We start from the raw sequence: 26,172 nt of genomic DNA, 5'->3' as shown, positions 1-26,172 counted from the left end.
TATGAGCGGCGAGCGGTCGCCGGCGCAACCGGACTCTGCGGGGTGGAGCGGAGATTCTGACAACACTCACGAGAGCGAACCTTTCTCGAAAATGGGCGCCAGCATCGGTGCTAGCCAGTTGGCGTAGGTGCGGGTGGCATGGCCCTGGTCGCGGTGGGTGAGCATGTTCTCCACCACGGCGGGACATACATAGCGGTTACAGAAGAACGCGTGGGTGTCGACGTAGCCGATCCGGTCGGTCGTGATCGCGGTCCGCATGGTGCGATAGAAATCGGTCCACTGCGCGTTCTCGTTGATCGGGTAGATACACGCGCGCACGTCGTCGAGGTGTCGCTCGACACAGCGGTTGGCGTCGGCGGGCATGTACGGGGTGTCGCCCAGGTACACCAGTCTGGTCTTGGGCCCGGAAAGCGCGCGCAGCTGTTGCACCGTGGACGCTGCCCAGGTGTTCGGTTTGAACGTCGACGCGCCGACGGCATCCGCCTGGCTGGCGATGATCAGGTCCGGCTTGATGGCCTTGATCTGCGGCCATGCCGCCGCCTTGAACGTCTGGCACTCGGTGTACGGCCGTTTCAGGTCGTTGTTCCAGACCAGGAGATCCGCGACCGGGCAGGCGGCCTTGGTCATGCTGATCAGCTTCCAGCCGTTGGCGGCTGCGTCGGTGGACAACGCGTTGAGCCATTGGTCGGCGTGCGAATCACCAATCAGAACAGCCGTTTTCGATCCCTTCGGATCACCGAAGACACAGTCGTGCGGCACGACCTGAGCCAGGCCGGCGTGGCATCCGCTGGGCTCCCACGGGTAATCCTTGGACGCCTTCGCCAGGGTCGGTGTCAGGTTGGCGGGTACGGCCGTGATCTGCAGACTGCGCGCAATGGCCCGGTCGACTCCGGTGGGGTCGGGCGAGCGCAGGAGGGTGGCCGCCGTCGCTGCCCCGCGGCCCTGCAACGACGGCATCAGGACCGTCACCAACGACGTCGCGGCGATGATGAGGACAGAACCCGCCGCGCCGGCGAGCAACCAGCGTCGATGGTTCCACGCGCTGCGGGCAGCGGCGTTCTCCAGGATGTACGTCAGCACGGCGAACCAGTAGGCGATGAAGACGACTTCGAGCCGTTCCCAGAGCACCAACTCTCGACCCAGCCATACCGGGAGCAGCACCAGCATCGGCCAGTGCCAGAGGTACCAGGCGTACGAACTGCGCCCGATGTACTGCACCGGTCGCCGGTCGAGGAGTCTGGTCTCCACCGATCCCGGGACCAAGCGGGTGCCGCCGGCGATGATCGCGACGGCGCCGAGCACCGGCAGGAGAGCGGTATAGCTGGGGAACGGCGTGGCATCGGTGTAGAGGAACAACGTCGCGACGATCGCGGCCAGGCCGCCCCAGCCGAGCCAGCGCAAGGCGTTATCGGGAAGCCGGGCCACCAGAGGCACGCTGAGGGCCAGAAGGCCGCCGGCCGCCAGCTCCCACGCGCGGGTCTGCAGGCTGAAATAGGCCATCGGTACGTTCGTGTCGGTCACCCGGATCGATACGAACAGGCTGACGACGAAGACCAACGACAACAGGGTGGCCACGACCGGGCGGCGCCACCGGCGGGCCACCGCGAATCCGACGATCAACAGGACGGTCGGCCAGATGAGGTAGAACTGCTCCTCGACCGCGAGTGACCAGAAGTGCTGCAGCGCAGACGGATCGGCTGCACTTTGGTACGTCACGCCCTCAAGGGCCAGGTGATAGTTGATGCCGTACACAGCGGCCCAGAACGCGTCGGAGGTCAGCGACAGGACTTGATCGTGCGCCAGAACGGAACGTCCGAAGAGCAAGGTGACGAGGATGACGAGGAACGCCGGCGGCAGGAGTCGCCTGAAGCGGCGACTGTAGAAGTGCGCGACCGCGACCCGGCCGGTGGTGTCGAGCTCCCGAAAGAGCAGACCGGTGATGAGGAACCCGGAGATGACGAAGAAGATGTCGACCCCCGCGTAACCGCCGTTCAGTAGGGGTACTCCCGCGTGGTACAGCACGACGGACAGGACTGCGACGGCGCGCATTCCCTGGATGTCGGGGCGGAAACGCCGGGCGCCGGAAATTGCTGAAACCGGTTCTGCATGAATCAAAGTGCCTGCGGTCACGGATACTCCTGGCGCATCGCAAAGAACAGGATCAATGAAGGAGCGGACCGCAAACGGTCCTGCGAACAGCTGAAGAGGAGGTCGACCGCAACGTCGCCCCGGGGTGATCGGCCGCAGCTATGCGGTCCGTGCGTAGGGGGAACAGATCCTGCGGGTCTGCGTCAGTGCGCCCGTCTGGGATGCATCAATTGAAGCGCACTCACCGAGGGTTGGAGAATGGGTCGGCAAGTGAGTTGTCGCACACTTCGCCGCCGGTTCAGGCAGGTAGCCCGGCGCACAGAATCCACGCCGTCAGGTAGGCCCGTGAATTGCCCGAATCGATGCTGGTCCACTGCGGGTCGCCGGCGATCTTCAGCGCCCGGTCGCGCTCGGTGGAACCGGCCAGCGCTGAGTACATCAACACGTAGTCACTGAGGGTCTGACTGAATCCCCCTGTGCCCGTGGCCTCCTGGACCTCCTGACGGATCAGTGCGCTGGGAACCGATCGTAGGTAGACCATGCTCGCGGGCGCGCTGGGCAGCAACTGAATACCCAGCTTGGCGCTGGCTTCTGCGGAGAACCACGTCTGGTAGCCGCGCTTGCTGCCGAAGGTCAGGCTGACGATCTGATGCTGGTAGCCGCGATAGACCGGGTCCGCGCGATCAAGGTACAACCCGTAGCGGAGCGCGGCCCGCGTCTCCCCGGCCAGCATCCACTGCGCCTGGGTGGACAACGCCTGGTTGTGGGTGGCCTTCGACCACAGGTCCAGACCAATCCAGGCGTTGATCGCTTCTGACGTGCTCTCCTGGTCGTTGCCGTCAGGAAGCGGCGTGCTGCCGTTGGCCCAGGACTGTCCGCCGTACGGGTCGAAGGTCCGCCGGTCGGGAAACGCACCGGAACCGCTGCTCGCGAGATCGGCGGCGACCAGGTCCATCACCGGTCGCCACCGGGCCATCAGGGCGGGGTCGTTCATTGCGAGAATTCCTGCGGCGTAAAGGAAGTAGCCGTAGTGAAAGTGGTGATCGCTGAATCCCTCGCTGCCGAACGACGGTGCCATTCCCACCAGGCCGCGGGCCTGATCGTCATAGACGAAGCACTTGACGGATCGGTTGGCGCAGCCTTGCGGGTCGGTCCACTGGTTCAGCTGGCCGACCAGTTGTGATTTGGCCGAGGCGGCGGCCTGGCTCAGGCCCAGCTGTTCTGCCAGCTGCCACAACTGGGTGAGACGCTGTAGGGCCTTGCCTCCGTAGTAGGTGTCGGTGGGAAACGTGGTGCTGGCCGCGATGTCGGCGCGGACGATGGGCGCGAGCCGGTTGCGGTCCGTGGCCGGCAATCGGTCGATCGGCAGCTGGGTCTGCACCGGACGGTTCGGGGTGCTCCATTCCAACTGATGTCCCTGGCAAATACGCATAGTGCCGAAGACGGTCGGGATCGTTCCTAGGTTGCAAGCCGTCTGGTTCGCCAGCTGAGGCGTCTGGTGCGGCAGTACGCCGAAGGCCCCGGTTCCGTTGCCGCGATAGGTGATCCGGGTGGTTGCCGTCGTGCTGTTCACCCCGTACGAGAGATCTGTTCCGGTGAGCACCATGGCGGCGTCGGCCATCGCCTGACGACTGCCGCCGTCCGGTACGGGGAACCAAGTGACCGACGTGCCGGCGCCCAGCACCACGTGGTTACCGTCGATCCGGGCCCCGCGGGTGACCGCGGAGTAAGCGCGCCCGGACGCCGCCCGGGTCGACGCTCCGGAAGAGAACGGCAGATTCGTCTCCAGTGTGACCGGTGTCAGCGCGGTAAGGCTGAGGTACGGCGATCCTCGAGCGAGCACCACCCTCGCCACGGCACCACGCGAGTCGGCGAGGGTCACGGTCGCACTGTCGTCGTCGTACCCGGTGACCGTCGCCGAGGTCATTCCGGGAATACGCACGTGCACATCGGAACTGGCGAACCCGGTGATGACCTCCGGCTGCGTGCTGACGGAGGGGACACCGAAACTGAAGCCGTCTGACGTCGGCGTGTAGCTGTACGGCATGGGGTACACCGGCTGCGCGGTCGGGCCGAGTGCTAGGCCCGAGAACCACCGATTGGTCGGCGGCGCAAGGCCGTTGGCCAAACGCGGCGCCTTGACCGTACCCAGGTCGCGGTGGACGACCCGGGACAGCGCGGCGTCGATGGAACCCGCTGGGAACACCGCCTCGGGAGCGGTCACCGCAGCCGCGCCGCCGCTCTCGGCGTCCCAGGCATGCGGGTCGGGCTGACCATCACGGCTCCTGGCGGTCGTCGTGAGCACCGCGACCACGGCCAGGACCGCGCAGCAAGCGGCCGCGACGAGCTGCCAACGGTGGGCCCGGGGAGTGTCGGGAAGGCTCCATCGCACCTGATGCCAACTTCCGTTGGGCCTCAGACGTCGTCGGATGAGACGGATTCGGTCAGTACCGATGTGCGGGGTGTGCAGTCCCACCATCGTAGGTCGCACCCGCGCACCGCGTCACGAGCGGGCGCGGGTGGTGAGGCTCACACGGTGCGGGCCGGATCAGTACTTGTAGAACCCTTCACCGGCGGCGATCCCCGTTTTGCCCTTGTCGATGTAGTTGACCTTCAACCACTGACCGAGTTTGCGGGCGTCGTCGTCCCCGTGGCTCATGATGTTGTACGGCGTGATGAGCCCGATGATGTCGTACAGCTGGAACGGACCGACCGGTGAACCGGTGGCGATGCGCCACACGTTGTCGACGTCCTTGGGCTCGGCGTAGCCGCCGGCGGCTAGTTCGAGCGCCGCACCGAGCAGGGGGACGAGCAGCGAGTTCAGGACGTAGCCGGCCTTCTCCTTGTGGATCGGGATCGGCACCATTCCGATCTCGCGAGCGAACTCGACGACGCGGTCGAAGACGGCCGGATCGGTTTTCGGCGTTCCCATGACCTCGGCGGTATTGGCCCGCCAGATCTGGTTGGCGAAATGCAACGCCAGGAAACGGTCCTCCCGGCCGGTTGCGTCACTGATCGCACTGGGCAGCAGCGTGGAGGAATTGGTCGCAAAAATGGTGCTGGCCGGCGCGAGGTCGTTGATCTTGGCGAAGGTCTCACGCTTGAGGTCGAGCACCTCGGGGATGGCCTCGATGACCAGATCGGCCTCGGCGACCGCCGCAGCCAGGTCGGCGGTGAGGGTCAATCCGTCGCGGGTCTGCTGCGCTTTGCCATCGGCTGCGCCTTGCACTTCCTTCACGTACGTCGCGGCGAGGCCGTCGAAGGTCGCGCGCGCTGTGGTGAGTGCGTCCTGCGAGATGTCGTACGCCGTGACCTGCTTACCGCTGTAAGCGGTCTGGAACGCAATCTGTGCGCCGAGGACTCCCGTCCCGAGGACGGTGACTCGCTGGATGGAACTGCTCGTGGGTGCTGTCTGCGTCATGGTGACGCCTCCTTTTCTACATCTGTAGAAAGGCTACGCCCGCACGTGACTCTACCCAAGTCGCCGGCCAGGCGGCGGGCCTTTCCGTCTCACGTGGTGTGAATGCTGGTCCACGGCTTCTCGAGGCGGAACCGTCGCCCGCTGATCTCGCTGACCGCGATAGCCACCACGTTGTACTTCTCCGTGGGCACCCATGGTCGCAGGGGAAGGTTGTCCGCGATGTACGCCGCACTGCCCTCAAGGGTGGTCGCGCGGCCCCGGGCGATCACGCTGAATGCCGTCTCGTCGTCGTACTGGTCGATCTCGAAAGCAACGTCCGAGTTCATCTCCACACCAAGGAGTTTGGATCCTTCTGCGGTGCGGAAGATGATCCGGTGGCTGCCATCGACCGCGTAGTTGATCGGAACGATGTGTACTTCATCAAGAAGGTGGAATGCGAGGCGGCCGAATTCGTGACTGCGCAACGCCTCCCATGCTTCGTCGTCGGTCATCGGGGCAATCGGGTTGTCTACCATCGCGCGCTCCTTCGGTCTCCACCTTCGATGCTAGTCCTCACGTCGAGGGGGCAGACTGGCAACCGTGACCATGCACAGTGACGACTACCAGGCCCTTCGCGGCCGCTACGACACGATGACCTACCGACGCTGCGGCCGCAGCGGCCTGCAGTTGCCGGCCGTATCGCTCGGTCTGTGGCACAACTTCGGCGACGACGTGCCGCTGGAGCGCCAGCGCGCCATCCTGCGGCGTGCCTTCGACCTCGGCGTGACCCACTTCGACCTGGCCAACAACTACGGGCCGCCGTACGGCAGCGCCGAGCGCAACTTCGGCACGATCTTCGCCCAGGACTTCAAGCGATACCGCGACGAACTCATCCTGTCGACCAAGGCGGGCTACGACATGTGGCCCGGTCCCTACGGCCAGGGTGGCGGGTCGCGGAAGTATCTCCTGGCGTCGCTGGATCAGTCGCTGCAGCGGATGGGTGTCGATTACGTCGACATCTTCTACAGCCACCGCTTCGACGCCGACACGCCGCTGGAGGAGACGCTCGGCGCGCTCGACTCCGCGGTCCGTGCAGGTAAGGCGCTCTACATCGGCATCTCGTCGTACTCCGGCGACCGCACCCGCGAAGCGTTGGCCATCCTGCGCGAACTCGGCACGCCTCTGCTGATCCACCAGCCGTCGTACTCGATGTTGAACCGGTGGGTCGAAGAAGACCTGCTCGATGTTCTGGGTGCGAACGGCGTCGGCTGTATCGCGTTCTCGCCGTTGGCGCAGGGGATGTTGACCGACAAGTACCTCAAGGGCATCCCCGAGGGTTCGCGCGCGTCACAGGGCAAATCGCTGGATCCCAAGCTGCTCAAACCGGAGTCGCTCAAACACGTCAAGGCGCTGAACAAGATGGCCTCGGCCCGGGGTCAGTCGCTGGCCCAAATGGCACTGGCGTGGGCGTTGCGCGATGATCGCGTGACCTCGGTGCTCGTCGGCGCCTCCAGCGTCGAGCAACTCGAGGACAACCTGGGCGCCCTGGACAACCTCGAGTTCGGTCCGGATGAGCTCGCGCAGATCGACCAGCACGCGGTGGACGCCGGGATCAACCTCTGGCGTACGTCGTCCCGCGCCTGATAGGGACGACGTACGCGCGCTCTGCGTGCTGGACAACCCACCGTCGTTGTTGGAGCGGGTTTTACCCGGGATTCGTGATTCCGGGTGAAACCCGCTCCAAAAGTCAGTTGCTGCGCAGGGGCGCCAGGGCGTCAGTGACCTTGAGCAACTCGTCCAGCACGATCGTCGCGGACGCCGCCTGCTCGTCGTTGGGTGTGAAGACGCCGTCGGCGATCTGCTTCATGGCGAAGGGGATGATGACCTGCTGCGGGATGGCGTACATCCCGAGGGTGGTGATGATCTGCTTGGCCATCTGGACGGCGCGCAGCCCGCCGGACACCCCGCCGTAACTGACGAAGGACGCCGGCTTGTAGGCCCACTCCTTGTGCAGGTAGTCCAGTGCGTTCTTCAACGGTGCGGCGATCCCGAAGTTGTATTCGGGGGAGACGAAGACGAACGCGTCCGCCCGCTCGACCCGCGCCGCCCAGGCCTTGGTGTGGTCCTTGGTGTACTGCTGGAGGCGGGGGTGGTTCGGCTCGTCCATCATCGGCAGATCGAGTTCGGCCAGGTCGACCGGATCCACCTCGAAGCCCCCGTGCTTGCGGGCGGCCCCGATGAACCAATCGGCGATCGGGCCGCCGATCCGGCCCGGGCGGGTGCTGACCGTGACAACTTGTAGAACGTTCAATGACATGGGTTTCAGTCTAGGGCCTGTCCCCGGATCCATAGGCACTCGCTGTACGTGACCTGCCTTGCGGCGCACCGGTCGAGGCGTGAGGGATCTGTTCGTTCTGCGTTAGCTTTCCGTAAGGATTTCTGGTTAACCTGATCTCCACAGCAAATCTTGCGCGCCGCCGCGAAGTGCAGCCGTCATCGTCCGTCAACCATCGCGAATTCCGGAGGTCGCCATGAGTGAGTTCCCCACCGTCCTGGTCGAGCAAGCCCACAGCAGTGCGTGGGCGCTGGACCGGGCACAGGCCGCGGCGATGAACCCGGCCAACCCGGCCGACGCTTCCTTGCATCTGGCCGCTGACGCCCTGCGCGCCCGGGGACTACAGGTGGTCGCGCGCCGCGAAGGCGCGGTCGATGGTGCGCAACTTCGCGACGCGGATGTCTACGTGATCGCCCACCCCGCGCAAGCGGCGTCCGAGCGGGTTGCCGGCTCGCTGCCCCCGGTCTTCGGCGCTTCGGAAATCGACGCCATCGAGTCCTTCGTGCGAGCCGGCGGGGGCTGGTGGTGCTGGCCGAATGCGACCAGGACACCCACGGCAACAACGTCAACGAGTTGCTGGCCCGTTTCGGGTTGCACGTGCGTAGCACGCTGGTCCACGAGAGCGCTGACGGTGGACGGCGCCACCAGGGCAACGCCACCTGGGTACTCGGCGAGGTCGCCGGAGGACTGGGCCAGGGACTGCTGGCCGGTGTCGGCGAGTTGTGCTTCTATCGGGCTGGAGTGATCGAAACCTCCGCCGACGCAGACGTGACGGTCCTGGCGCGGACCAGTGGCTCGGCGTACCCCGCGCATGAAGCGCTGGCAATCGCCGCGCGCGTGGACGCCGGACGCGTTGTCGTTGTTGCGGACTCGGACCTGGTCGGCGACGACAGCATCGGCGAACTGGACCACAAGCGGTTCTGGACCAACGTCGTGACCTGGGCATCGGCGGCCGGCCGCCGGGTTGCCGCTCCCGTCGCGCCCAGCCAGATCGCGTCATCCCCGGCCTGGTTCGCGCTCAAGGACGCGGTCGAGGAGTTGCGCCTGATGCAGGCCAAGGACGGTTCGATCGATGCATCGACGTACGACGTGACCCGGGCGGCCGAGCTGGTCCAGATCATGATCGATCGAGTAGCCGAACTCGCCCCGCACTTCCCGCACGACGCGGACTACCTCGCCGCCCTGCCTGGGGATCTCGCCCGCTGGCGGGACGAAGGATTCGGCAAGCCGGACTTCCTCGACTCGCTCGTGATCTTCCGCCCGGACCTGTGCCGGCAGGACGGGATCGAGCACCTGGTGCTCTTCCCGATGTACACCCAGAACGGCAATCCCGACCGGGTCTTCGAGGCGCTCCTGATCAAGGTCATGTGGCCCTCGTGGCTGGGTGAGGTCGAGGCGACCTACGACAACACGATGTTCCTGCCGGTGAACTTCATCGACTTCACGCCCGGCTACGACACCAACTCGGCGGTTCTCTTCCCGGAGACCGTTGCGGTGCGGGAGGTTCCGAAGTTCCACTGGGGTGCGATCTTCTGCGACCGCGAGGGCGCCCGCTTCCGCGAGGTCGTGACCGCCGCTTCGTCGCTCCTGTCGCTGGATCTGCCGCCGGAGGGGAGCGGTTGCTGGCTTCGCAGTCCCTTGCGCAGGAGACCTTCGCGATGTGGGACCTGATCCACGACCGCACGCACAGTCACGGCGACCTGCCCTTCGACCCGTTCATGATCAAGCAGCGGATGCCGTTCTGGATGTATGCGCTGGAGGAGTTGCGCTGCGACCTGAACACCTTCCGGCAGGCCGTCATCCTGGAGGACGAGGGGCAGCCGTACGCCCGATTCGTCCAATTGGCAGTGCTTTTCGACCGCCTCTTCCGGTTCCCGATCACCGGCGACCGGGTGCGCAACTACGACGGGCTGGGCGGGCAGCTGATGTTCGCCTACCTGCACAAGCACGACGCGCTGCGCTGGACCGACAACCGGTTGTCCTTCGACTGGCGCCGGGTGCCGTCGGTCATCGTGCAGCTGTGTGAAGAAGTGGAAACGCTCTACCGCAACGGGATCGACCGTTCGCGCGTCGGCCACTGGCTGGCGTCGTACGAGTTCGTCACGACGTACGTCGCGCCGCACCCCGCCTCCGCGTGGGCCAAGGGCGCCGAGAACCTGCCGCTCGACGGCCCGGTCAAGGCGCTGGTGGATCTCGTGCAGCCCGATGAGTTCCCGCTCAACGTCTTCTACGAGTCATTGCGCAAGAAGATGGCCCCGGTCATCGAGTCCACCCGCGGGATCACAGGTATCGCTCCGGCCGCGCAGGTGGTCGCCGCGTGACGGATCTGTCCGGACTCGTCGTCGTGGTCGCCGGCGCGGCCGGTGATCTCGGTCGCGCTGCGACGCGCGCCGCAGCGCAGGCCGGTGCCACGGTCGTCGCGGTCGGTCGCTCCGCGGACCGGCTCGCCGCGCTGGAAGCCCCGGGCGTCGTACCCTCGGTGGTCGATCTGTCCGATGAGTCCGCCACGTTGGCGTGGGGGCACGAACTGGTCGAGACCTACGGCCACGTGGACGGGTTGCTGCACCTGGTCGGCGGCTGGCGCGGCGGCAAAGGCATCGTCGAGACCGACCTGGCCGACTGGGACTGGCTGGAGCAGAACCTGATCCGCACCCTGCAGCACACGTCGCGCGCGCTACACGATGCGTTGACGGCCAGTCCGCGGGGGCGTCTGGCGATCGTGTCGTCGACGTCGGTGGCCAAGCCGACGGCGACCAATGCGCCGTACGCCGCGGCGAAGGCAGCCGCCGAGTCCTGGACCCGGTCGGTGGCCGACTCGTTCGCCCGCAGCCAGGAGGATCTCGTGGCTGCGGCGTCGGTCATTCGGATCATGGCGCTGGTCACCCCTGCGATGCGGGAAGCCAACCCGTCGAAGGCGTACAAGAATTTCACCGACGTCGACGAGTTGGCCGCGCAGTTGATCGGGCTGTGGGATCGCCCCGCCGCCGAGATCAACGGCGCCGTGTGGTGACCTTGTCTCCATGACTTCCCTGCACGACGCGTCGGCGCGCGGATTCGCCAGTGATAACTATGCCGGGGTGCATCCCGAGGTGCTCGATGCCCTGGCCGCCGCCAACGGCGGCCATCAGGTGGCCTACGGCGAGGACGACTACACCGCGGCGCTGCGTGAGCGGATGGCGGAGCTGTTCGAAGCGCCGGTTGAAGTGTTCCCGGTCTTCAATGGAACCGGGGCCAACGTCGTTGCGCTGCAATCGGTCACGCACCGCTGGGAGTCGGTGATCTGTGCGGAGACCGCGCACATCAACGTCGATGAGGGTGCGGCGCCGGAGAGTGTGGGTCACCTCAAGCTCAAGACCATCCCGACACCGGACGGGAAGTTGACCCCGCAACTGCTCGAGGCGTTCCCGCTGCGGGTGGGGGATGAGCATGCCGCTCCGGTCGGTGCGGTGTCGATTACCCAGACCACCGAGCTCGGCACCGCCTACACCGTGGAGGAGATCCGGCAGATCGCGACGTGGGCGCATGCCCATGATCTGGTGCTGCACGTCGACGGGTCACGGATCAGCAACGCGGTGGCCTCGCTCGGGGTGTCGCTGGCCGAACTGATCACCGACACCGGCGTGGACATCCTGTCCTTCGGCGGCACCAAGAACGGCCTGCTCGGGGCGGAGGCCGTCGTGGTGCTCAACCCGGCGGCGGTGCACGGAATCGTCTTCCTGCGCAAGCAGTCGATGCAGCTTGCCTCGAAGATGCGCTTCCTGTCCGCGCAGCTACTCGCCCTGCTGAGCGATGACCTCTACCTGCGGTCGGCTCAGCACGCGAACGAGATGGCGACGCGACTGGCTGCGGCCGTGAGCGACGTGGTCACGCTGCCACGGCCGACACAGGCCAATGCGGTGTTCGCCGTTCTGCCGCAGGAGGTGTCGCTGAAGCTGACGGAGACGTTCCGGTTCTACTTCTGGGACGAGGTCACGGGCGAAGTCCGGTGGATGTGCTCCTGGGACACCACCGAGGACGACGTCGACGCCTTCGCGGCGGCGGTCCGGGACGAAATAGCGGCGTACCGGTCGGCGTAAGAATGCCGCCTGTGTGTTCCCTTTGCGATTGCGGGCATATCCTTCGCGGGTGGAAATCACGCCGGAGGCCAATGAGGGCCGTCGCCGCGGATTGAGCCGGCGCGCCGCCATCCTCGGCGGTACCGGGATCGCCGTCGTCAGTGCTGCCGGCACTGCAACCGCGACCGACGAAGTCGTGACCTACCGATCGCCGACCTACCGCGTCTCGCCGATGCCGGACACCGTCACCGCGCCGATGAGCGTGCGCATCACCTGGCACACCGAAGCGCCGCCGACGCTGACCGCTCACCTGACCTTCGACGACGGCCCCTCGCCCGTGTGGACGCCCAGGATCCTGGACACCCTGCACCGCAACGATGCGACCGCGACCTTCTTCATGTTGCACGAGTTCATCAAGGGCCACCCCGACGTGGTCCGGCAGGTGCATGATGCCGGCCACGAGATCGGGGTCCACGGCGGTGACCACACCGACATGACGACCCTCGAGCCCGCGCAGCTGGCCGGCATCCTGAGTACGACGCGACACGCCATCACCGAGATCACCGGGGTCAGCCCGACACGGATGCGACCGCCGTACGGGCGCCTCGACGCACCGGTCCTGTGGGCCGCGCACCAGGCCGGTCTCGACGAGGTCGTCCTGTGGTCGCACCGCACCGGCGGCAGTCGCCAGGAAGCGCAGGCCGCGCTCGACCACGCCTCGTCGGGGATGATCATCCTGTCCCACGACGGTCGCTCGTCGGTCAACGACGCCGAGCTGGACGCGATCGGCTGGCTGCTGCCGCAACTGCGCGCCCGGGGTTTCTCGATGACCCGCCTTCCGTGACCGGTCAGCGGGGATAGCAGTCGATCTCGGTCGCCTTCACGCTGGCCCATACGGGCGCGCCGGCTACCAGCCCCAGCTCGTTGACGGCCAGCGTCGTCACTTCCGCGACCAGGCGACTGTCGTTGGCGGACAACATGATTCGAGCCGTCTGGCCGATCACCTCAACCCCCGTGACCGTCATCTGCCACGTGTTGCGCGGCGAGCCAGAGGGGGTGAGTGCCACAGCGACACCGCATTGGGCCGGATGCTGATCCAGCAGCCTCCGACCACCTCGGAGGTGGTGCGCACCTCACCCAGTCCGGTGGCCACCAGACCGTCCCCGGTCGCGTTGCCGGGCAGCAGGTTCAGACCGACCAGGGTCGCGGCGTACGTCGATCGCGGGGCAGCCGACACCTGCGCCGGGGTGCCGCGCTGGGTGAGTCGCCCGTCCTCCAGGAAGACCAACTCGTCGGCCAGGGTCAATGCGTCCACCGGATCGTGCGTGACCATGATCGTCGTCCCGTCGAAATGCGCCAGACGAGAAGCGAGTACGCCGCGCACAGTGGTCCTCGTCTGCGGATCCAGACCGGCGAGGGACTCGTCCAGCAACAGCACCTTCGGGTCGGTGGCCAACGCCCGGGCCAACGCCACGCGCTGCGCCTGCCCGGTGGAGAGTGCCTTGGGCTTGCGGCCGGCGAGGTCGGCGATCCCGAGGGCGTCGAGCTCCTCCAGCGCACGTTCACGGGCGGTCGAGGCTGCCACACCGCGCGATCGCGGCCCGAAGGCCACGTTGTCGGTGGCGTTGAGGTGGGGGAAGAGCACGGGGTCGGCGAGCACCAGACCGACCGAGCGGTCTTGCGGCGCGAGCGATTTCCAGTCAGCACCGTCGACGGTCAGCGATCCGCTCGTCAGGAAGGTGAGGCCGGCGATGGCTCGCAACAGGGTTGTCTTGCCCGAGCCGTTCGGGCCCAGAATGCCTGTCACCCTGCCGGATTCGAAAGCCAGCGCCACCTCCAGGTCGAACGAACCCTGCTCGACCCGGCCGTCGATGAACACGCTCATCGCAGCCACTTCCCGCGCAGCGCCCCCAGCACCAGCACGCACACCAACAGCATCACGATAGCCAGCGCGTTGGCCGCGTTCTGGTCGACGTCCAGCGCCTGGTAGACGGCCAATGGTGCGGTCATCGTGGTCCCCGGGAACGACCCGGCGAAGGTGAGGGTCGCCCCGAATTCACCCAGTGCGCGTGCCCACGCCAGCATCGCCCCGGCGGCGATGCCCGGCAGCACCTGCGGGATGACGACCCGGGTGAAGGTCCTCGTCGGAGTAGCGCCGAGGGTCGAGGCAATGTCGTCGTAGCGCGGGTCCAGGGACCGCATCGCACCTTCTACCGCGAGCACGAAGAACGGCAGCGCGACGAAGACCTCGGCCAGCACCACCCGCGACCAGTTATAGGGCAACCGCCAGCCGAACCAGTCGTACAGCGGACCGCCGATCACACCGGTCCTGCCCCACGCCAGGAGCAACGCCACACCGCCGACGACCGGCGGCAGGACCAGCGGGACCGTGACGACCGCACGCACCCAGGGCACCCAGCGGCCCTCGCTGCGGGCGAGGACCCAGGCCAGCGGCGTACCCAGAAGCAGACAGAGCACGACGGTCGTCAAGGTGGTGCGGATCGAGAGCCAGATGGCGTCCTTGGCGCCGGCGGTCTGCAGGTCGGGCCCCAGCGTCGTCCACGACACGCGGATCAGCAACGACGCCAGCGGAATGGCCAGCAACGCCAAGCCCACTAGCGCCAGAAGCGCTAGTGGGCTGCGAAAGGACTACGCCCGTGGCTGCCGGCCACAGCGGCCGATCAGGCCGCGCCGAAGCCCAGGCTCTTCAGGACGTCCTGGCCCTCACTGGAGGTGACGGCTTGGTAGAACTCCTTGGCGCCCTCGGTGTCGGTCAGCTGCACGATCGGTAGCTTGGTGACGGTGTTCTGGTCCTCCGGGATGACGACGCCGGTCACCGCCGAACCGGCCGAGGAAACGTCGGTCTGGTAGACGATCGCCGCGTCCGCGTCACCGGTCTTCACCTTCGCCAGCGTCGCCTTCACATCGGTTTCGTAGCTGATGACGTGCGGGTTGACGTTGGCCTTGGTCAGCACCGTCTGGGCGGCGCGACCGCACGGCACCTGCTTGGCGCACAGGACCGTGTCGATGGACGAACTGCTCAGGGAGGCAAGGCCGGTCACGTGCGCCGGGTTGCCGGACGGGGTCGCGATCTCCAGCCGGTTGGTCGCGAACAGCTGCGTCGGCTTGCCCTCGATCAGCGACGGGGTGATGGTCGTCTTCGACTTCTCGTCGGCCAACGCGATGATGTCCGCGTCGACCCCGTTGTTCAACTGCGTCGCCAACGTGGAACTTGCGCCGAAGCTGATCTTGATATCCAGATCCGGATGCTGCTTCATCACCTCGTCCGCGATCTTCTTGAACGCCTCGGTCAGCGATGCCGCCGCCAGCACCGTCACGGTCTTCTTGCCCGTCGCTGCCGAGGTGTTGGTGCCGGTGTTGGTCGCCGGCGAGGATGACGTCGAGCCGCAACCGGCCAGCAGAACGGTGCCGGCTGCTGCGGCGGCGGCGATGCGGGTAGGGAGGTAGCTCATGCTGGTTCTCCTTGATCGGTGGGGAGATCGATCGGGGTTAGCTCCGGTCGTTTCGGCGCCACGTTGTCCCCACTACTACGCCCCGTGAGCCGACGCTGGACCCACGGTCCCAGGTACTCCTGAGCCCATGCTGCGTGCCCGCGGACCGCGGCTAGTCGTGACAGCGGAGGTGCTGGCGGCAACGGTATCGCCCAGTCCCGCTCGGTGTCCCGATCTCCAAGTGTCCATGCGGCCTGCGCGGCGACCCTCTGGTGCCCCTGCGTGGTCAGGTGCAGCCGGTCGGTCGCCCACAGCCGCGGATCGCGCAGCACGCGCAGATTCCACATATCCAGCACGTAGGCACCCTGCCGCTGCGCGATACCCCAGATGTTCGCGGTGAAGACCGAGGTGCGGGGTCGGATCCGTTTCAGCACCGGTGCGTTCCCGGGGTCGGCGGTGGTCGACATCAGCACATCCGCACCCGTCGCCCGGATCTTCGCCACGGCCGCTTCCAACCGATCGGCGAGGTCGTCGATGTCGGCCCCGGGGCGCAGCAGATCGTTGGGTCCGCCCACGATGCTGACCAGGTCCGGCTGCAACTCCAGCGCCGCGTCGAGCTGCGGGCCCTCGACGTCCGCGAGCAGACGGCCGCGAACGGCGAGGTTGGCGTAGCCGAAGTCACGACCCTCGGCAGCCGCTTTGGCGGAGAGGTGAGCGGCGAGGCGGTCGGCCCACCCGACGTACCTGTCCGGCACCTGCGGGTCGGGGTCGCTCATCCCTTCGGTGAACGAGTCGCCGATCGCGACGTAGCGGGACCAGGTCACGGGATACTCCAATCGATGGGGTCGGCGCCTTGCGCCGTGAGGAGTTCGTTGGTGCGGCTGAACGGCTTCGATCCGAAGAAGCCGCCGTGCGCCGATAGGGGCGAAGGGTGCGCACTCTGCACCGTGGGAACCTCACCCAGATGGGCCGCCAGATTGCGTGCGTCGCGGCCCCACAGGATCGCCACCATCGGACCGCCGCGCTGGGCGAGGGCCTGGATCGCGGCTGCCGTGACGTGCTCCCAGCCGATGCCGCGATGGCTGCCCGGTTCACCCGGCCGCACGGTCAGCACTCGGTTGAGCAACATGACACCCTGCTGTGCCCACGGGGTCAGATCGCCGGTGCTGGGCGGGTCGACGCCCAGGTCGTCGATGAGTTCCTTGTAGATGTTCCGCAGTGACGCCGGCAGGGGTGTGACTTGCGGTGCAACGGAAAACGACAACCCGACCGCATGACCGGGGGTGGGGTAGGGGTCCTGTCCGACGATCAACACGCGTACGTCGGGTAGCGGCACCCGGAACGCCCGGAGCACCGCGTCTCCCGCTGGCAGGTAACCCCGTCCGGCGGCGATCTCTTCGCGAAGGAAGGTGCCACACGCGGCGATCTTGTCGGCAACGGGTTCGAGGGCCGGCGCCCAGGACGGGTCGATGTCCGGTGGCAGGGCGATCGTGGTCACGGTCTAAACCTAAACTCGGCGTCGTGCACGAATTCGACGAGACCACCCGAGCGCTCGGCGACGAGGTACTGCGCTACACCAAGGAACGCCTGGCCCTGGATCCGGTGCCGTTGGACTTCCCGCGCACCAAGGCCGAACTCGACACCGTTGCCGCCGGCGCCATCTCCGCCGACGGGATCGGTGGATTGGCCGCGATGCGGCTCTTCGAGGAGGACCTCGCTCCCGCCTGCCTGTCCATCGACCACCCCCGCTACCTGTCCTTCATCCCGTGCGCCCCGACCCGGGAGGCGGCGATGTTCGACCTGATCGTGGGTGCGTCCTCCATCTACGCGGGGTCGTGGCTGGAGGGTTCGGGTGCGGTGTACGCCGAGAACCAGGCGTTGAACTGGATCGCATCGCTGGTGGGTCTGCCGGCCTCGGCGGGCGGAGTTTTCGTTCCCGGCGGCACCATCGGCAACCTGTCGGCGTTGGTGGCCGCTCGCGCGACGGCTCGGGCCCGCACCGGCCGGCGCCCCTACCGCGTGGCGGCGACCGCCGGCGCGCACTCCTCGATCCAGTCCGCCTGCGATGTGATGGACGCCGAGTTGGTGCCCGTCGACGTCGAGGACTGGCGCCTGACCGGGAACAACCTGCGCGCAATGCTCGAGGCGGAGGGCACCGAGGACTTCTTCGCCGTCGTCGCGACCGCCGGCACCACGAACTTCGGGATCATCGACGACCTGGCTTCCGTTGCCGACGTCTGCGAGGAATACGGCCTCTGGCTGCACATCGACGGCGCGTACGGCGGTGCCGGCCTGGCCGCCCCGTCCGTGCGTTCGCGGTACGCCGGGATTGAGCGGTGTGACTCCTTCATCGTCGACCCGCACAAGTGGCTCTTCGCGCCGTTCGACTGCTGTGCGTTGCTCTATCGCGACCCGAACCTGGCGCGCGCGGCGCACACCCAGCACGCGTCGTACCTCGATGTCCTCAACGACGCGGAGGATTGGAACCCCACCGACTACAGCATCGGCCTGACCCGGCGCGCTCGCGGCTTGCCGTTCTGGTTCTCCCTGGTGTCCAACGGGACTGACGCCTACACCGCCGCGATCGAGCGCACCCTGGAGGTCGCCCGGTACGCCGAGGAGCAGGTGGCGTTGCGGCCGTACGTCGAGGCGGTGCGGCCTGCCGACCTGTCGGTGCTGGTGTTCCGCAGGCTCGGCTGGGAGCCGGCGGACTACTACGCGTGGTCCGATGCGCTGTTGGAGTCGCAGCAGGGCTTCGTGGTGTCGACCTCGCATGCGGGGAGACGCTGGCGCGGTTCGCGATCGTCAATCCGAAGACCTCGGAGGCCGACATCGACGCGATCCTGGATTCGATGGCCTGACCGGCTGGGGCACTGGTCTACTGGTGCGGTGACGGTTGGATCAGAGTTGCGTCCTGCCCTCCTGGGGCAGTCGCCACGCCGGATGCGGACATGGCTGGCGGGCGGTCTCGTGGTCGCCGCTGCCTACGTCGGGTTTCTGCTCTTCACCGGCCGGTTCGTCATCGGTGCGGCGGCGCTGATCCATCCGGTGGGCGATTACTGGGTGCCTGAGGCCCAAACGGTCTCCTGCTTCAAGGACATCGCCGGCACCGACGACATCCAGGTCGTTGCCGCGACCGGAGCGGACGTCAAGGATGTCGATGTCCGATTGCAGAGCCAGACGCCTGCCGCGATCGAGATCGTCGCGACTGGTTCGAGGAATGTATTCGCAGGGGATGTGATCCTTGCGGCGCACTACCAGGATCGCATCGTTCATCTCTCCGAGCCGCGAGGGAACCGGCCGGTGACGGCTCGTGGCCAGTCGATCGAGGTCTGCTCGGGGTTCTGAATGACATCGATGTAGTTCCGCGACTACCATCGATGCCATGAGTGAGCCGCTGCACGCCCCGAACCCGTCGTCGGACGCTGCGCGCACTGGCGGATTGTCCGAGCGCGACCGGCAGATCCTGGCTTTCGAGCGCGATTGGTGGCGTCAGCCGGGCGCTAAGGAGCAGACGATCCGCGAGACGTTCGGGCTCAGCTCGACGCGGTACTACCAGATCCTGAACGACCTGATTGATCAGCAGGCGGCGCTCGAAGCCGACCCGTTGCTGGTGAAGCGGTTGCAGCGGCTGCGGTCTTCGCGGATGCGCCAGCGGACCGCTCGTCGCCTTGGTTTCGACGACCCCAGCTGAGGGCGACTCGTCACGATTCTGGAGCGATCGAGGTTCTGCAGGTCGTTTCGGCGGAATCCGGCTCCAGAATCCTCAATCACCTGCGTATCGGCAGGGCGCAAGCGTCAGGCCACGTGCAGGCCCTGTGCCACAGCCTGCATGATGCGGTGCTGCACCGACGGCCAATCGTCCATGATCTGCCGATAGCTGACCCGGATCACGGTGTATCCCATCAGCACCAACCGCGCGTCATGCGCAATGTCCTTCTCCCGCTGATCCTTCACATGCTGCGCGCCGTCGATCTGCAGCACCAACCGATCGCCGATCAGCAGGTCGACCCAGTGCCCGGCGATCCAGGCCTGCGGCACGATCCGCAGCTTCAGCCAGCGCAGCCGCTCCATCGTGATCGATTCCAGGCCGGAATCCGCCCACAGTCGGGCGACAGCAAGGACGTCGCGGGCCCGTGGTGGCAGGGGCAGTCGTGCCATCTCCTGCGGAGTGACGAGCTTGCGCCGGAAAGCAGCTTCCCACGCGGCCAGAGCGTTCTCCCGGGACTGGCACTGCGCCACCAGCACCAGCACGTTCTCGATCGGGTCGACCGCTGCATCAGGGTCGCGCGGGATCGTGGGGGCAGACCAATGCGCCACACATGACGAGGTGGCGACGCGTGCTGTGTGGCTGTGCACCGCGATGTGGAGCCGGCCATCCGCGACCGTCCACAGGCCGACGCGCGCCGCTTCGCTGATACAGCTGAGTACGCCGTGCGACCGCACCGCCTGCACGATGCCGCGATCCACGTCGGCGACGGCGACCCAGCCCTTGCGGACCCGGTGGATCTGACGGGCATCGAGCGATTGGCGGATGTGATAGTCGCTGAAGCCAGCCGCCCGCAGAGCCCGGGTGGGCACGATGCCGCCGGCCCGGCGTACGTGAACGGTGAGGTCCATCGGGCCACTGTGCGGCACGCGGAGGCAACGCGCAGACGCACCTGTGGACAACCATGGTCACGATCTGCAGGTCATCGACGATTCTGGAGCCGGATTGCGTTGACACAACCTGCACATCCTGGATCGCTCCAGAATCGTGAATGTGGTCAGACGCCGCCGCGCAGCAGCACCCCGCCGTCGATCGTGACCGTCTGACCGGTCATCCAGCCGGCGTCGTCGGACAGCAGGAACGACACCACGCCCGCGATGTCCTCCGGCACGCCCAGTCGCTTCAGCGGGTAGGGCGCGGCGACCTCGTCCTCACGGCCTTCGTACAACGCCGTCGCGAACTTGGTCTTCACCACGGCCGGTGCGACCGCGTTGACCCGGATCGAAGGACCCAGCTCGACCGCGAGCTCTTCGGTGAGGTGGATGACGGCAGCCTTGGTCACGCCGTACATCGCAATGCCCGGAGCGGGACGCAACCCGGCGACCGAGGCGACGTTGACGATCGCGCCGCCGTGCTCACTCATCCAGGCCTCGTGGGCGAGCTTCACCCACGCCAGCGCCGAGAGCACGTTGACGTCGAACATCTTCTGCGCCGCACGGGGCTCCAGCGACAGCAGCGGACCGTAGGCCGGGTTGATGCCGGTGTTGTTGACCAGCAGATCGAGCGAACCGAACCGCTCGATGGCCAGCGCAACCGTCTCGGCCTGGTGCTGCGCATCGTCCGCTTTGCCCGCAACGTACGCCGCGCGCTCGGGCCCCAGCGCATCGACCGCCTCGATCAGGGCGTCTTCGCCGCGGGCGGTGATGACGACATTGGCGCCGTCGTCGATCAACCGCTGGGCCACCGCCAAGCCGATGCCGCGGCTGGCTCCGGTGACGATCGCGGTCTTGCCGTCGTGTGCGCTCATAAAAAATCAATCTCCCGTGCTTGAAAATAGAGGACTACAAGTAAGCTGCATCACATGGATGTGTCGGAGGCCACTGTCCTACGAGTGAGTTTCGGTAACGCGGAGCGGTTGCACGCAGTCACCGCTGACAGTCTGCATTCCGTGGCTGACGCTATCGAACGCGCGGGGAAGGACCCGCAGGTGCGGGTCATCGTCCTTCACGGCGACGAGCGTTCGTTCAGTGCGGGCGCGGATCTGTCCGGGCAGGAGGATCCGGCCAGTTCGGCCACTTTGGATGCGGTGGAGCGGTTGATCCATGCGATCCGCGACGTACCCCGGCCCGTCGTCGCCCTCGCCAGGGGCGCCGTCGCGGGTGTCGGGGTTTCGATCGCATTGGCCGCCGACCTCGTCCTGTCCGACGAGAACACCTACTTCCTGCTGGCGTTCACCCGCATCGGTCTGATGCCGGACGGCGGCGCGACCGCCCTGGTGGCCGCCTCGATCGGCCGGGCCCGGGCCATGCGGATGGCGCTGCTGGCCGAGAAACTGAGCGCGCGCGACGCCTACCGGCAGGGGCTGATCGCCGGCGTCTACGAGATGTGCTCCTACGACGCCCGCACCACGGAGATCATCGGGAAGCTCGCGACCGGCCCCGCCGCGGCGTACGCCGAGACCAAGCGGGCGATCAACGCTGCCACCCTCGACCAGCTGGACGGCGCGCTCGAGCGGGAAGCGACCGCCCAGGTTCGCCTGCTGGGCTCGAACGATTTCGCCGAGGGGGTCGCCGCGTTCTACGACAAGCGGTCCGCCGTCTTCCGCGACCAGCCACCGGTCGAGTGAGCGGGCCGCTCGCGGACGTCCGCGTCATCGAACTGGCCGCCATCGGCCCGGCCCCGTTCGCGGGGATGCTGCTGGCCGACCTGGGCGCCGAGGTGATCCGGATCGATCGGCCGTCACCGGATCCGGGATACGAGGCGATGCACTCCGTGCTCAACCGGGGCCGCCGCCGGATGACCCTGGACCTGAAGAGCGCCGAAGGTGTCTCGGCCGTACGCCGATTGGCCCGGACCGCCGACATCCTCACCGAAGGCTTCCGGCCGGGTGTCGCCGAGCGCCTCGGGATCGGCCCGCAGGACTTGCTGACGGAGAATCCGGCGCTGGTCTACGGCCGCATGACCGGCTGGGGGCAGGACGGTCCGCTGGCCACGACCGCCGGGCACGACATCGGCTACATCGCGTTGTCCGGGGCGCTCGCGCCGTTGGTCGGTGGCGACGGCGTGCCGGTCCCCCCGCTGAACATGCTGGGCGACTTCGGTGGCGGCGGAATGCTGCTGGCGGTCGGTGTGCTGGCGGCATTGCAGCACGCGCGTACAACGGGCGAGGGCCAGGTGGTCGACGCTGCCATCGTCGACGGTGCCGCGTTGCTCACCGCGATGCACCAGGCGATGCGGGCGATCGGTGCCTGGTCAGCCCCGCCCGGGCACAACCTCTTCGACGGCGGCGCGCCCTACTACGGGGTCTTCCGTACCCGGGACGACAAGTTCCTGTCGGTTGGAGCCATCGAACCGCAGTTCTACCGGCTTCTGCTGGACGGTCTCGGTCTGGACGATGTCGACCCCGCGACCCAGAACGACCCGTCCACATGGCCGCTACTGCGCACCCGCGTCGCCGGACGGATCGCCGAGCGCACCCGCGACGAGTGGATGGCCGTCTTCGGCGGGACCGACGCCTGCGTGGCGCCGGTCCTGGAGCCGGGTGAGGTGCTGGAGGATGCCCACCTGGCCAGCCGATCGACGTACGTCGAGCAGGACGGCGTGCAGCATCCCGCCCCCGCGCCCCGATTCTCCGCAACCCCCACGGAACTACGTTCCGCCGGTGGGGAAGATGAGACAGAGAAGATCCTGGCCGAAATCGGCTGGGTGGCCACAGAAGAGGAAAAGTCATGAGCGAAGCCCTCATCTACGAGGCGATCCGCACCCCGCGCGGGCGCGGCAAAACAAACGGCTCGCTGCACGAGATCAAACCGGTGAAGCTGGTGACCGGTCTGATCGACGAGCTGCGCCGCCGGATGCCGGACCTGGACGTGAACGTCATCGACGACCTCATCCTGGGAGTGGTCAGCCCGATCGGCGACCAGGGCGCGGACATCGCCAAGACGGCCGCCCTCAAAGCCGGATTGCCCTACACCACAGCGGGATTCCAGCTCAACCGGTTCTGCGCCAGTGGCCTGGAGGCGGTCAACATCGCCGCCGAGAAGATCCGCTCGGGATGGTATGACATGGTCTGGGCCGGGGGCGTCGAGTCGATGTCCCGGGTACCGATGGGGTCTGACGGCGGCGCGTGGGCGCAGGACCCGGAGACGGCGCTTGCGACCGGTTTCGTGCCGCAGGGCATCGGCGCCGACCTGATCGCGACCATCGAGGGATTCAGCCGCACCGATGTCGATACCTACGCGGTCGAGAGTCAGGAGCGCGCGGGCAAGGCCATTGCCAACGGATTGTTCGACCGGTCGGTCGTACCGGTGCGTGACAACGCCGGACTGGTGGTTCTGGAGAAGGACGAATTCCCGCGGCCGGGTACGACGGTCGAGTCCCTTGCGGGCCTGAAACCATCCTTCGCACAACTGGGTTCGCAGGCAGGCTTCGATGACGTCGCCCTCACGAAGTACCACTGGGTGCCGCAGATCGACCACGTGCACCACGCGGGCAACTCCTCCGGCATCGTCGACGGCGCTTCGCTGGTCGCGATCGGCACGCAGGAAGTGGGCTCGCGCTTCGGGCTGACGCCGCGGGCGCGCGTCGTTGCCACGGCCGTGTCCGGAGCGGACCCGACCATCATGCTGACCGGCCCTGCACCGGCGGCCCGCAAGGCGCTGGCCCGGGCCGGGATGACGGCCGCCGACATCGACCTCTACGAGATCAACGAGGCGTTCGCGGCGGTGCCGCTGCGATTCATGCGGGACCTGGACATCCCGCACGACAAGGTCAACGTCAACGGCGGCGCCATCGCGCTCGGCCATCCGCTGGGTGCGACCGGGGCGATGATCCTGGGCACGCTGCTGGACGAGTTGGAACGCCGGGACCTGCGCACCGGGCTCGCGACGCTGTGCGTGGGCGGCGGTATGGGCATCGCGACGATCATCGAAAGGGTCTGAACCACAGTGACTTCCGAAGCAGTGCGTTACGAACGCGACGAGAACGACGTCGTCACGCTGATCCTGGACGACCCGAGCGGGTCGGCGAACGTGATGAACCAGGCCTACCGCGAGTCCATGCATCGCGCCGTACGCCGGCTGGTCGAGGAGCGCGACCAACTCGCGGGGGTGATCATCACCAGCGCGAAGAAGACCTTCTTCGCCGGCGGTGACCTCACGATGCTGTCGCAGATCACCCCGGAAACCGCCGGGGTCGCCTTCGAGTCGGCGCAGGCGATCAAAGCCGACCTCCGCCAGCTGGAGACGCTCGGCCTGCCCGTGGTCGCCGTACTCAACGGGACGGCACTGGGCGGCGGGCTGGAGATCGCCCTGGCCTGTCATCACCGCATCGCGGTCGAGGGCCGTGGCACGGTCTTCGGGCTGCCCGAGGTGACCCTCGGGCTGCTGCCCGGCGGCGGCGGCGTGTCCCGCACGGTACGAATGTTCGGCATCGCGAACGCTCTGACCAACGTCCTGCTGGAGGGCAAGTCGTTCCCGCCGGCCAAGGCCCTCAAACTCGGCCTGGTCGATGAGGTCGTCGGCTCGGTCGACGAGGGGCTGCGTGCGGCCCGGACCTGGATCGCGGAGCATCCGGACGCTGTACAGCCCTGGGACGACAAGGGGTACCGGATGCCGGGCGGTTTCCCGCGGCAGATCGCCGACCAGTTGGCGGTGTTTCCGGCGGTCCTGGTCAAGCAGCTCAAAGGGGCGCCCTACCCGGCGCCGCGAGCGATCCTCTCAGCCGCGGTCGAGGGCGCCCAGGTCGACTTCGACACGGCGACTCGCATCGAGAGCCGCTACCTGGTGGAACTGGCCAGTGGGGCGATCACCAAGAACATGATCAAGGCGTTCTTCTTCGACCTGCAGACGATCAAGAAGGGCGGCTCGCGTCCGACGGGCATCGAGCGCACCTCGGTCTCGAAGGTCGTCGTGCTCGGCGCGGGAATGATGGGCGCCGGAATTGCCTACCAGCTGGCCAAATCCGGGATCGACGTCGTGCTGAAGGACGTATCGGTGGAGGCTGCTTCGACCGGCAAGGGCTACTCGCAGGGACTGGTCAGCAAGGCCGTCAGCCGGGGCCGGATGACCCAGGAGGCGGCCGAGGCGCTGCTGGCGCGGATCACGCCGACCGCGTCGCCGCAGGATGCTGCGGGTTGCGACGCCGTCATCGAGGCAGTTTTCGAATCGCCGGAGTTGAAGCAGCAGGTCTTCGCGGAGATCGCGCCCTTCATCGCCGCCGACGCGCTGCTGTGCTCCAACACCTCGACGTTGCCGATCACGTTGTTGGCCGAGGAGTCGACCGTCCGGCGGACTTCATCGGACTGCACTTCTTCTCTCCGGTCGACAAGATGCCGCTGGTGGAGATCATCCGCGGTGAGCAGACCTCGGATGCGACACTGGCCCGCGCCTTCGACCTGACGCTGGCGATCAAGAAGACCCCGATCGTGGTGCACGACTCGCGCGGCTTCTTCACCAGCCGGGTCATCGGGACCTTCGTCAACGAGGGTCTGGCCATGCTGGCCGAGGGCGTCAGCCCGGTGTCATTGGAACGCGCTGCGACACAGGCGGGTTACCCGGTCGGCCCGTTGCAGCTGTCCGACGAGCTGAACCTGGAACTGATGGCGAAGATCGCCGACGCGACTGCGGCTGCGGCGGGCGACGACTACGAGGAGCACCCCGGCACGGGGGTCGTGCGAACCATGCTCGCGCAGGGACGGTCGGGCAAGAAGGCGGGCGCCGGCTTCTACGACTACGCCGACGGTCGTCGTACCTCGTTGTGGTCGGGGTTGGCCACGACGTTCCCGGAGACCGACCCGATCCCGTTCGAGGACGTGCAGGAGCGGATGCTCTTCGTGGAGGCGCTGGAGAGCGTCAAATGCGTCCAGGAAGGCGTGCTCACCGCGGTGGCCGACGCCAACATCGGCTCCATCATGGGCATCGGCTTCCCGGCCTGGACCGGGGGAGTGCTGCAGTACATCAACGGGTACGAGCACGGGGTGAAGGGTTTCATCGCGCGCGCCGGGCAGCTGCAGGACAGGTACGGCGACCGGTTCGCGGTGCCGTCCCTGCTGCAGGAGATGGCCGACAAGGACGAGACCTTCGTCTGATCCGACGCGGCGGTCAGCACCAGACACGCCTGACCTTGTTCGCGGG

At 67.1% G+C, this 26,172-nt stretch carries 24 protein-coding genes and 2 pseudogenes; 13 read left to right on the top strand and 13 right to left on the bottom strand.

The features are described 5' to 3' along the window. Positions 1 to 66: 66 nt before the first annotated feature. The 4 genes from ACFQBT_RS15995 to ACFQBT_RS15980 all read right to left on the bottom strand — a co-directional run bounded on the left by ACFQBT_RS15995 (position 67) and on the right by ACFQBT_RS15980 (position 6,024). Positions 67 to 2,130, bottom strand: coding sequence for an acyltransferase family protein (locus ACFQBT_RS15995; RefSeq protein ID WP_377824179.1), 2,064 nt, complete (start codon positions 2,128 to 2,130; stop codon positions 67 to 69). A gap of 256 nt (positions 2,131 to 2,386) precedes the next feature. Further along, a complete protein-coding gene (locus tag ACFQBT_RS15990; protein ID WP_377824177.1) occupies positions 2,387 to 4,480 on the bottom strand; it encodes a glycosyl hydrolase in 2,094 nt (697 codons plus the stop codon). Between the two features lie 156 nt (positions 4,481 to 4,636). Next, the gene (locus ACFQBT_RS15985) at positions 4,637 to 5,509 is read right to left on the bottom strand and encodes a 3-hydroxyacyl-CoA dehydrogenase (protein WP_377824175.1); all 873 of its coding nucleotides are present in this window, start codon (positions 5,507 to 5,509) and stop codon (positions 4,637 to 4,639) included. Positions 5,510 to 5,598: 89 nt separating this feature from the next. After that, complete coding sequence (locus tag ACFQBT_RS15980) at positions 5,599 to 6,024, bottom strand: pyridoxamine 5'-phosphate oxidase family protein (RefSeq protein WP_377824173.1); 426 nt, start codon at positions 6,022 to 6,024, stop codon at positions 5,599 to 5,601. Between the two features lie 70 nt (positions 6,025 to 6,094). On the opposite strand from ACFQBT_RS15980, the gene mgrA reads away from it, so the two are divergent. Further along, the gene (mgrA, locus tag ACFQBT_RS15975; RefSeq protein ID WP_377825523.1) at positions 6,095 to 7,132 is read left to right on the top strand and encodes an L-glyceraldehyde 3-phosphate reductase; all 1,038 of its coding nucleotides are present in this window, start codon (positions 6,095 to 6,097) and stop codon (positions 7,130 to 7,132) included. A gap of 103 nt (positions 7,133 to 7,235) precedes the next feature. On the opposite strand, the gene ACFQBT_RS15970 is transcribed toward mgrA, so the two are convergent. Continuing rightward, positions 7,236 to 7,805 carry an NADPH-dependent FMN reductase gene (locus ACFQBT_RS15970; RefSeq protein WP_377824171.1) on the bottom strand — a complete coding sequence of 190 codons (570 nt, stop codon included), beginning with the start codon at positions 7,803 to 7,805 and terminating at the stop codon, positions 7,236 to 7,238. 214 nt (positions 7,806 to 8,019) lie between these two features. Here ACFQBT_RS15970 and ACFQBT_RS15965 point away from each other — a divergent pair, with 214 nt between their 5' ends. From ACFQBT_RS15965 to ACFQBT_RS15945, 5 genes and pseudogenes are all read left to right on the top strand, one after another. Next, the gene (locus tag ACFQBT_RS15965) at positions 8,020 to 8,568 is read left to right on the top strand and encodes a hypothetical protein (protein WP_377824169.1); all 549 of its coding nucleotides are present in this window, start codon (positions 8,020 to 8,022) and stop codon (positions 8,566 to 8,568) included. Between the two features lie 302 nt (positions 8,569 to 8,870). After that, positions 8,871 to 10,144: pseudogene (locus ACFQBT_RS15960) on the top strand (DUF6421 family protein). Further along, positions 10,141 to 10,833 (top strand): SDR family NAD(P)-dependent oxidoreductase, encoded by a 693-nt coding sequence (locus ACFQBT_RS15955; protein WP_377824167.1) that lies wholly within the window; start codon positions 10,141 to 10,143, stop codon positions 10,831 to 10,833. The pseudogene ACFQBT_RS15960 and the gene ACFQBT_RS15955 overlap by 4 nt, the downstream one beginning before the upstream one ends. Before the next feature lie 10 nt (positions 10,834 to 10,843). After that, positions 10,844 to 11,899 carry a threonine aldolase family protein gene (locus ACFQBT_RS15950; RefSeq protein WP_377824165.1) on the top strand — a complete coding sequence of 352 codons (1,056 nt, stop codon included), beginning with the start codon at positions 10,844 to 10,846 and terminating at the stop codon, positions 11,897 to 11,899. Positions 11,900 to 11,948: 49 nt separating this feature from the next. Continuing rightward, positions 11,949 to 12,722: a polysaccharide deacetylase family protein gene (locus ACFQBT_RS15945; RefSeq protein WP_377824164.1), complete on the top strand. Its 774-nt coding sequence runs from the start codon at positions 11,949 to 11,951 to the stop codon at positions 12,720 to 12,722. A 4-nt stretch (positions 12,723 to 12,726) separates the two neighbouring features. Here ACFQBT_RS15945 and ACFQBT_RS15940 read toward each other — a convergent pair whose 3' ends face one another. The 6 genes from ACFQBT_RS15940 to ACFQBT_RS15915 form a co-directional block, all read right to left on the bottom strand. Next, positions 12,727 to 12,903: a TOBE domain-containing protein gene (locus tag ACFQBT_RS15940; RefSeq protein ID WP_377824162.1), complete on the bottom strand. Its 177-nt coding sequence runs from the start codon at positions 12,901 to 12,903 to the stop codon at positions 12,727 to 12,729. Beyond that, complete coding sequence (locus ACFQBT_RS15935) at positions 12,900 to 13,763, bottom strand: ABC transporter ATP-binding protein (protein WP_377824160.1); 864 nt, start codon at positions 13,761 to 13,763, stop codon at positions 12,900 to 12,902. Before ACFQBT_RS15935 ends, ACFQBT_RS15940 begins: the two co-directional genes overlap by 4 nt. Further along, entirely contained in the window at positions 13,760 to 14,494 is a 735-nt protein-coding gene (modB, locus tag ACFQBT_RS15930; protein WP_377824159.1) for a molybdate ABC transporter permease subunit, read from the bottom strand. The genes ACFQBT_RS15935 and modB overlap by 4 nt, the downstream gene beginning before the upstream one ends. 65 nt (positions 14,495 to 14,559) lie before the next feature. Further along, complete coding sequence (gene modA / locus ACFQBT_RS15925) at positions 14,560 to 15,351, bottom strand: molybdate ABC transporter substrate-binding protein (protein WP_377824157.1); 792 nt, start codon at positions 15,349 to 15,351, stop codon at positions 14,560 to 14,562. Then, positions 15,348 to 16,154, bottom strand: coding sequence for an SGNH/GDSL hydrolase family protein (locus ACFQBT_RS15920; protein WP_377824156.1), 807 nt, complete (start codon positions 16,152 to 16,154; stop codon positions 15,348 to 15,350). The genes modA and ACFQBT_RS15920 overlap by 4 nt, the downstream gene beginning before the upstream one ends. Further along, the gene (locus tag ACFQBT_RS15915) at positions 16,151 to 16,828 is read right to left on the bottom strand and encodes a uracil-DNA glycosylase (RefSeq protein ID WP_377824154.1); all 678 of its coding nucleotides are present in this window, start codon (positions 16,826 to 16,828) and stop codon (positions 16,151 to 16,153) included. Before ACFQBT_RS15915 ends, ACFQBT_RS15920 begins: the two co-directional genes overlap by 4 nt. A gap of 23 nt (positions 16,829 to 16,851) precedes the next feature. Here ACFQBT_RS15915 and ACFQBT_RS15910 point away from each other — a divergent pair, with 23 nt between their 5' ends. Together ACFQBT_RS15910 and ACFQBT_RS15905 are read left to right on the top strand one after the other, a co-directional pair. Further along, positions 16,852 to 18,678, top strand: a complete 1,827-nt coding sequence (locus ACFQBT_RS15910) for a pyridoxal phosphate-dependent decarboxylase family protein (RefSeq protein WP_377824152.1) — start codon at positions 16,852 to 16,854, stop codon at positions 18,676 to 18,678. Positions 18,679 to 18,715: 37 nt separating this feature from the next. Then, on the top strand, positions 18,716 to 19,024 hold the full coding sequence (locus tag ACFQBT_RS15905; protein WP_377824150.1) for a DUF3263 domain-containing protein: 309 nt from the start codon (positions 18,716 to 18,718) through the stop codon (positions 19,022 to 19,024). A gap of 104 nt (positions 19,025 to 19,128) precedes the next feature. On the opposite strand, the gene ACFQBT_RS15900 is transcribed toward ACFQBT_RS15905, so the two are convergent. Then, entirely contained in the window at positions 19,129 to 19,950 is an 822-nt protein-coding gene (locus tag ACFQBT_RS15900; protein ID WP_377824148.1) for an endonuclease domain-containing protein, read from the bottom strand. A 146-nt stretch (positions 19,951 to 20,096) separates the two neighbouring features. Further along, entirely contained in the window at positions 20,097 to 20,846 is a 750-nt protein-coding gene (locus ACFQBT_RS15895; protein WP_377824146.1) for an SDR family oxidoreductase, read from the bottom strand. Positions 20,847 to 20,900: 54 nt separating this feature from the next. On the opposite strand from ACFQBT_RS15895, the gene ACFQBT_RS15890 reads away from it, so the two are divergent. From ACFQBT_RS15890 to ACFQBT_RS15870, 5 genes and pseudogenes are all read left to right on the top strand, one after another. Further along, positions 20,901 to 21,665, top strand: a complete 765-nt coding sequence (locus tag ACFQBT_RS15890) for an enoyl-CoA hydratase-related protein (protein ID WP_377824144.1) — start codon at positions 20,901 to 20,903, stop codon at positions 21,663 to 21,665. Continuing rightward, positions 21,662 to 22,771 carry a CaiB/BaiF CoA transferase family protein gene (locus ACFQBT_RS15885; RefSeq protein WP_377824142.1) on the top strand — a complete coding sequence of 370 codons (1,110 nt, stop codon included), beginning with the start codon at positions 21,662 to 21,664 and terminating at the stop codon, positions 22,769 to 22,771. The genes ACFQBT_RS15890 and ACFQBT_RS15885 overlap by 4 nt, the downstream gene beginning before the upstream one ends. Continuing rightward, positions 22,768 to 23,979, top strand: a complete 1,212-nt coding sequence (locus ACFQBT_RS15880) for an acetyl-CoA C-acetyltransferase (RefSeq protein WP_377824140.1) — start codon at positions 22,768 to 22,770, stop codon at positions 23,977 to 23,979. The genes ACFQBT_RS15885 and ACFQBT_RS15880 overlap by 4 nt, the downstream gene beginning before the upstream one ends. Positions 23,980 to 24,072: 93 nt before the next feature. Next, positions 24,073 to 25,415: pseudogene (locus ACFQBT_RS15875) on the top strand (FAD-dependent oxidoreductase); the annotation flags it as partial. A gap of 117 nt (positions 25,416 to 25,532) precedes the next feature. After that, a complete protein-coding gene (locus ACFQBT_RS15870) occupies positions 25,533 to 26,126 on the top strand; it encodes a 3-hydroxyacyl-CoA dehydrogenase family protein (protein WP_377825521.1) in 594 nt (197 codons plus the stop codon). Positions 26,127 to 26,172 lie beyond the last annotated feature (46 nt).

Source organism: Branchiibius cervicis (genome assembly GCF_042661605.1).
Classification (GTDB): domain Bacteria; phylum Actinomycetota; class Actinomycetes; order Actinomycetales; family Dermatophilaceae; genus Branchiibius; species Branchiibius cervicis.
Note: the sequence above shows the minus strand (reverse complement) of the source record. Positions and strands in the feature narration are given on the sequence as shown.

What these genes read in the sequence shown, in the direction of transcription:
- ACFQBT_RS15985 (WP_377824175.1), bottom strand. Translation starts at nt 5,509, where the DNA reads ATGACGCAGACAGCACCCACGAGCAGTTCCATCCAGCGAGTCACCGTC.
- ACFQBT_RS15980 (WP_377824173.1), bottom strand. Translation starts at nt 6,024, where the DNA reads ATGGTAGACAACCCGATTGCCCCGATGACCGACGACGAAGCATGGGAG.
- mgrA (WP_377825523.1), top strand. Translation starts at nt 6,095, where the DNA reads ATGCACAGTGACGACTACCAGGCCCTTCGCGGCCGCTACGACACGATG.
- ACFQBT_RS15970 (WP_377824171.1), bottom strand. Translation starts at nt 7,805, where the DNA reads ATGTCATTGAACGTTCTACAAGTTGTCACGGTCAGCACCCGCCCGGGC.
- ACFQBT_RS15965 (WP_377824169.1), top strand. Translation starts at nt 8,020, where the DNA reads ATGAGTGAGTTCCCCACCGTCCTGGTCGAGCAAGCCCACAGCAGTGCG.
- ACFQBT_RS15950 (WP_377824165.1), top strand. Translation starts at nt 10,844, where the DNA reads ATGACTTCCCTGCACGACGCGTCGGCGCGCGGATTCGCCAGTGATAAC.
- ACFQBT_RS15940 (WP_377824162.1), bottom strand. Translation starts at nt 12,903, where the DNA reads ATGACGGTCACGGGGGTTGAGGTGATCGGCCAGACGGCTCGAATCATG.
- ACFQBT_RS15935 (WP_377824160.1), bottom strand. Translation starts at nt 13,763, where the DNA reads ATGAGCGTGTTCATCGACGGCCGGGTCGAGCAGGGTTCGTTCGACCTG.
- modA (WP_377824157.1), bottom strand. Translation starts at nt 15,351, where the DNA reads ATGAGCTACCTCCCTACCCGCATCGCCGCCGCCGCAGCAGCCGGCACC.
- ACFQBT_RS15905 (WP_377824150.1), top strand. Translation starts at nt 18,716, where the DNA reads ATGAGTGAGCCGCTGCACGCCCCGAACCCGTCGTCGGACGCTGCGCGC.
- ACFQBT_RS15900 (WP_377824148.1), bottom strand. Translation starts at nt 19,950, where the DNA reads ATGGACCTCACCGTTCACGTACGCCGGGCCGGCGGCATCGTGCCCACC.
- ACFQBT_RS15895 (WP_377824146.1), bottom strand. Translation starts at nt 20,846, where the DNA reads ATGAGCGCACACGACGGCAAGACCGCGATCGTCACCGGAGCCAGCCGC.
- ACFQBT_RS15890 (WP_377824144.1), top strand. Translation starts at nt 20,901, where the DNA reads ATGGATGTGTCGGAGGCCACTGTCCTACGAGTGAGTTTCGGTAACGCG.
- ACFQBT_RS15880 (WP_377824140.1), top strand. Translation starts at nt 22,768, where the DNA reads ATGAGCGAAGCCCTCATCTACGAGGCGATCCGCACCCCGCGCGGGCGC.
- ACFQBT_RS15870 (WP_377825521.1), top strand. Translation starts at nt 25,533, where the DNA reads ATGCTGGCCGAGGGCGTCAGCCCGGTGTCATTGGAACGCGCTGCGACA.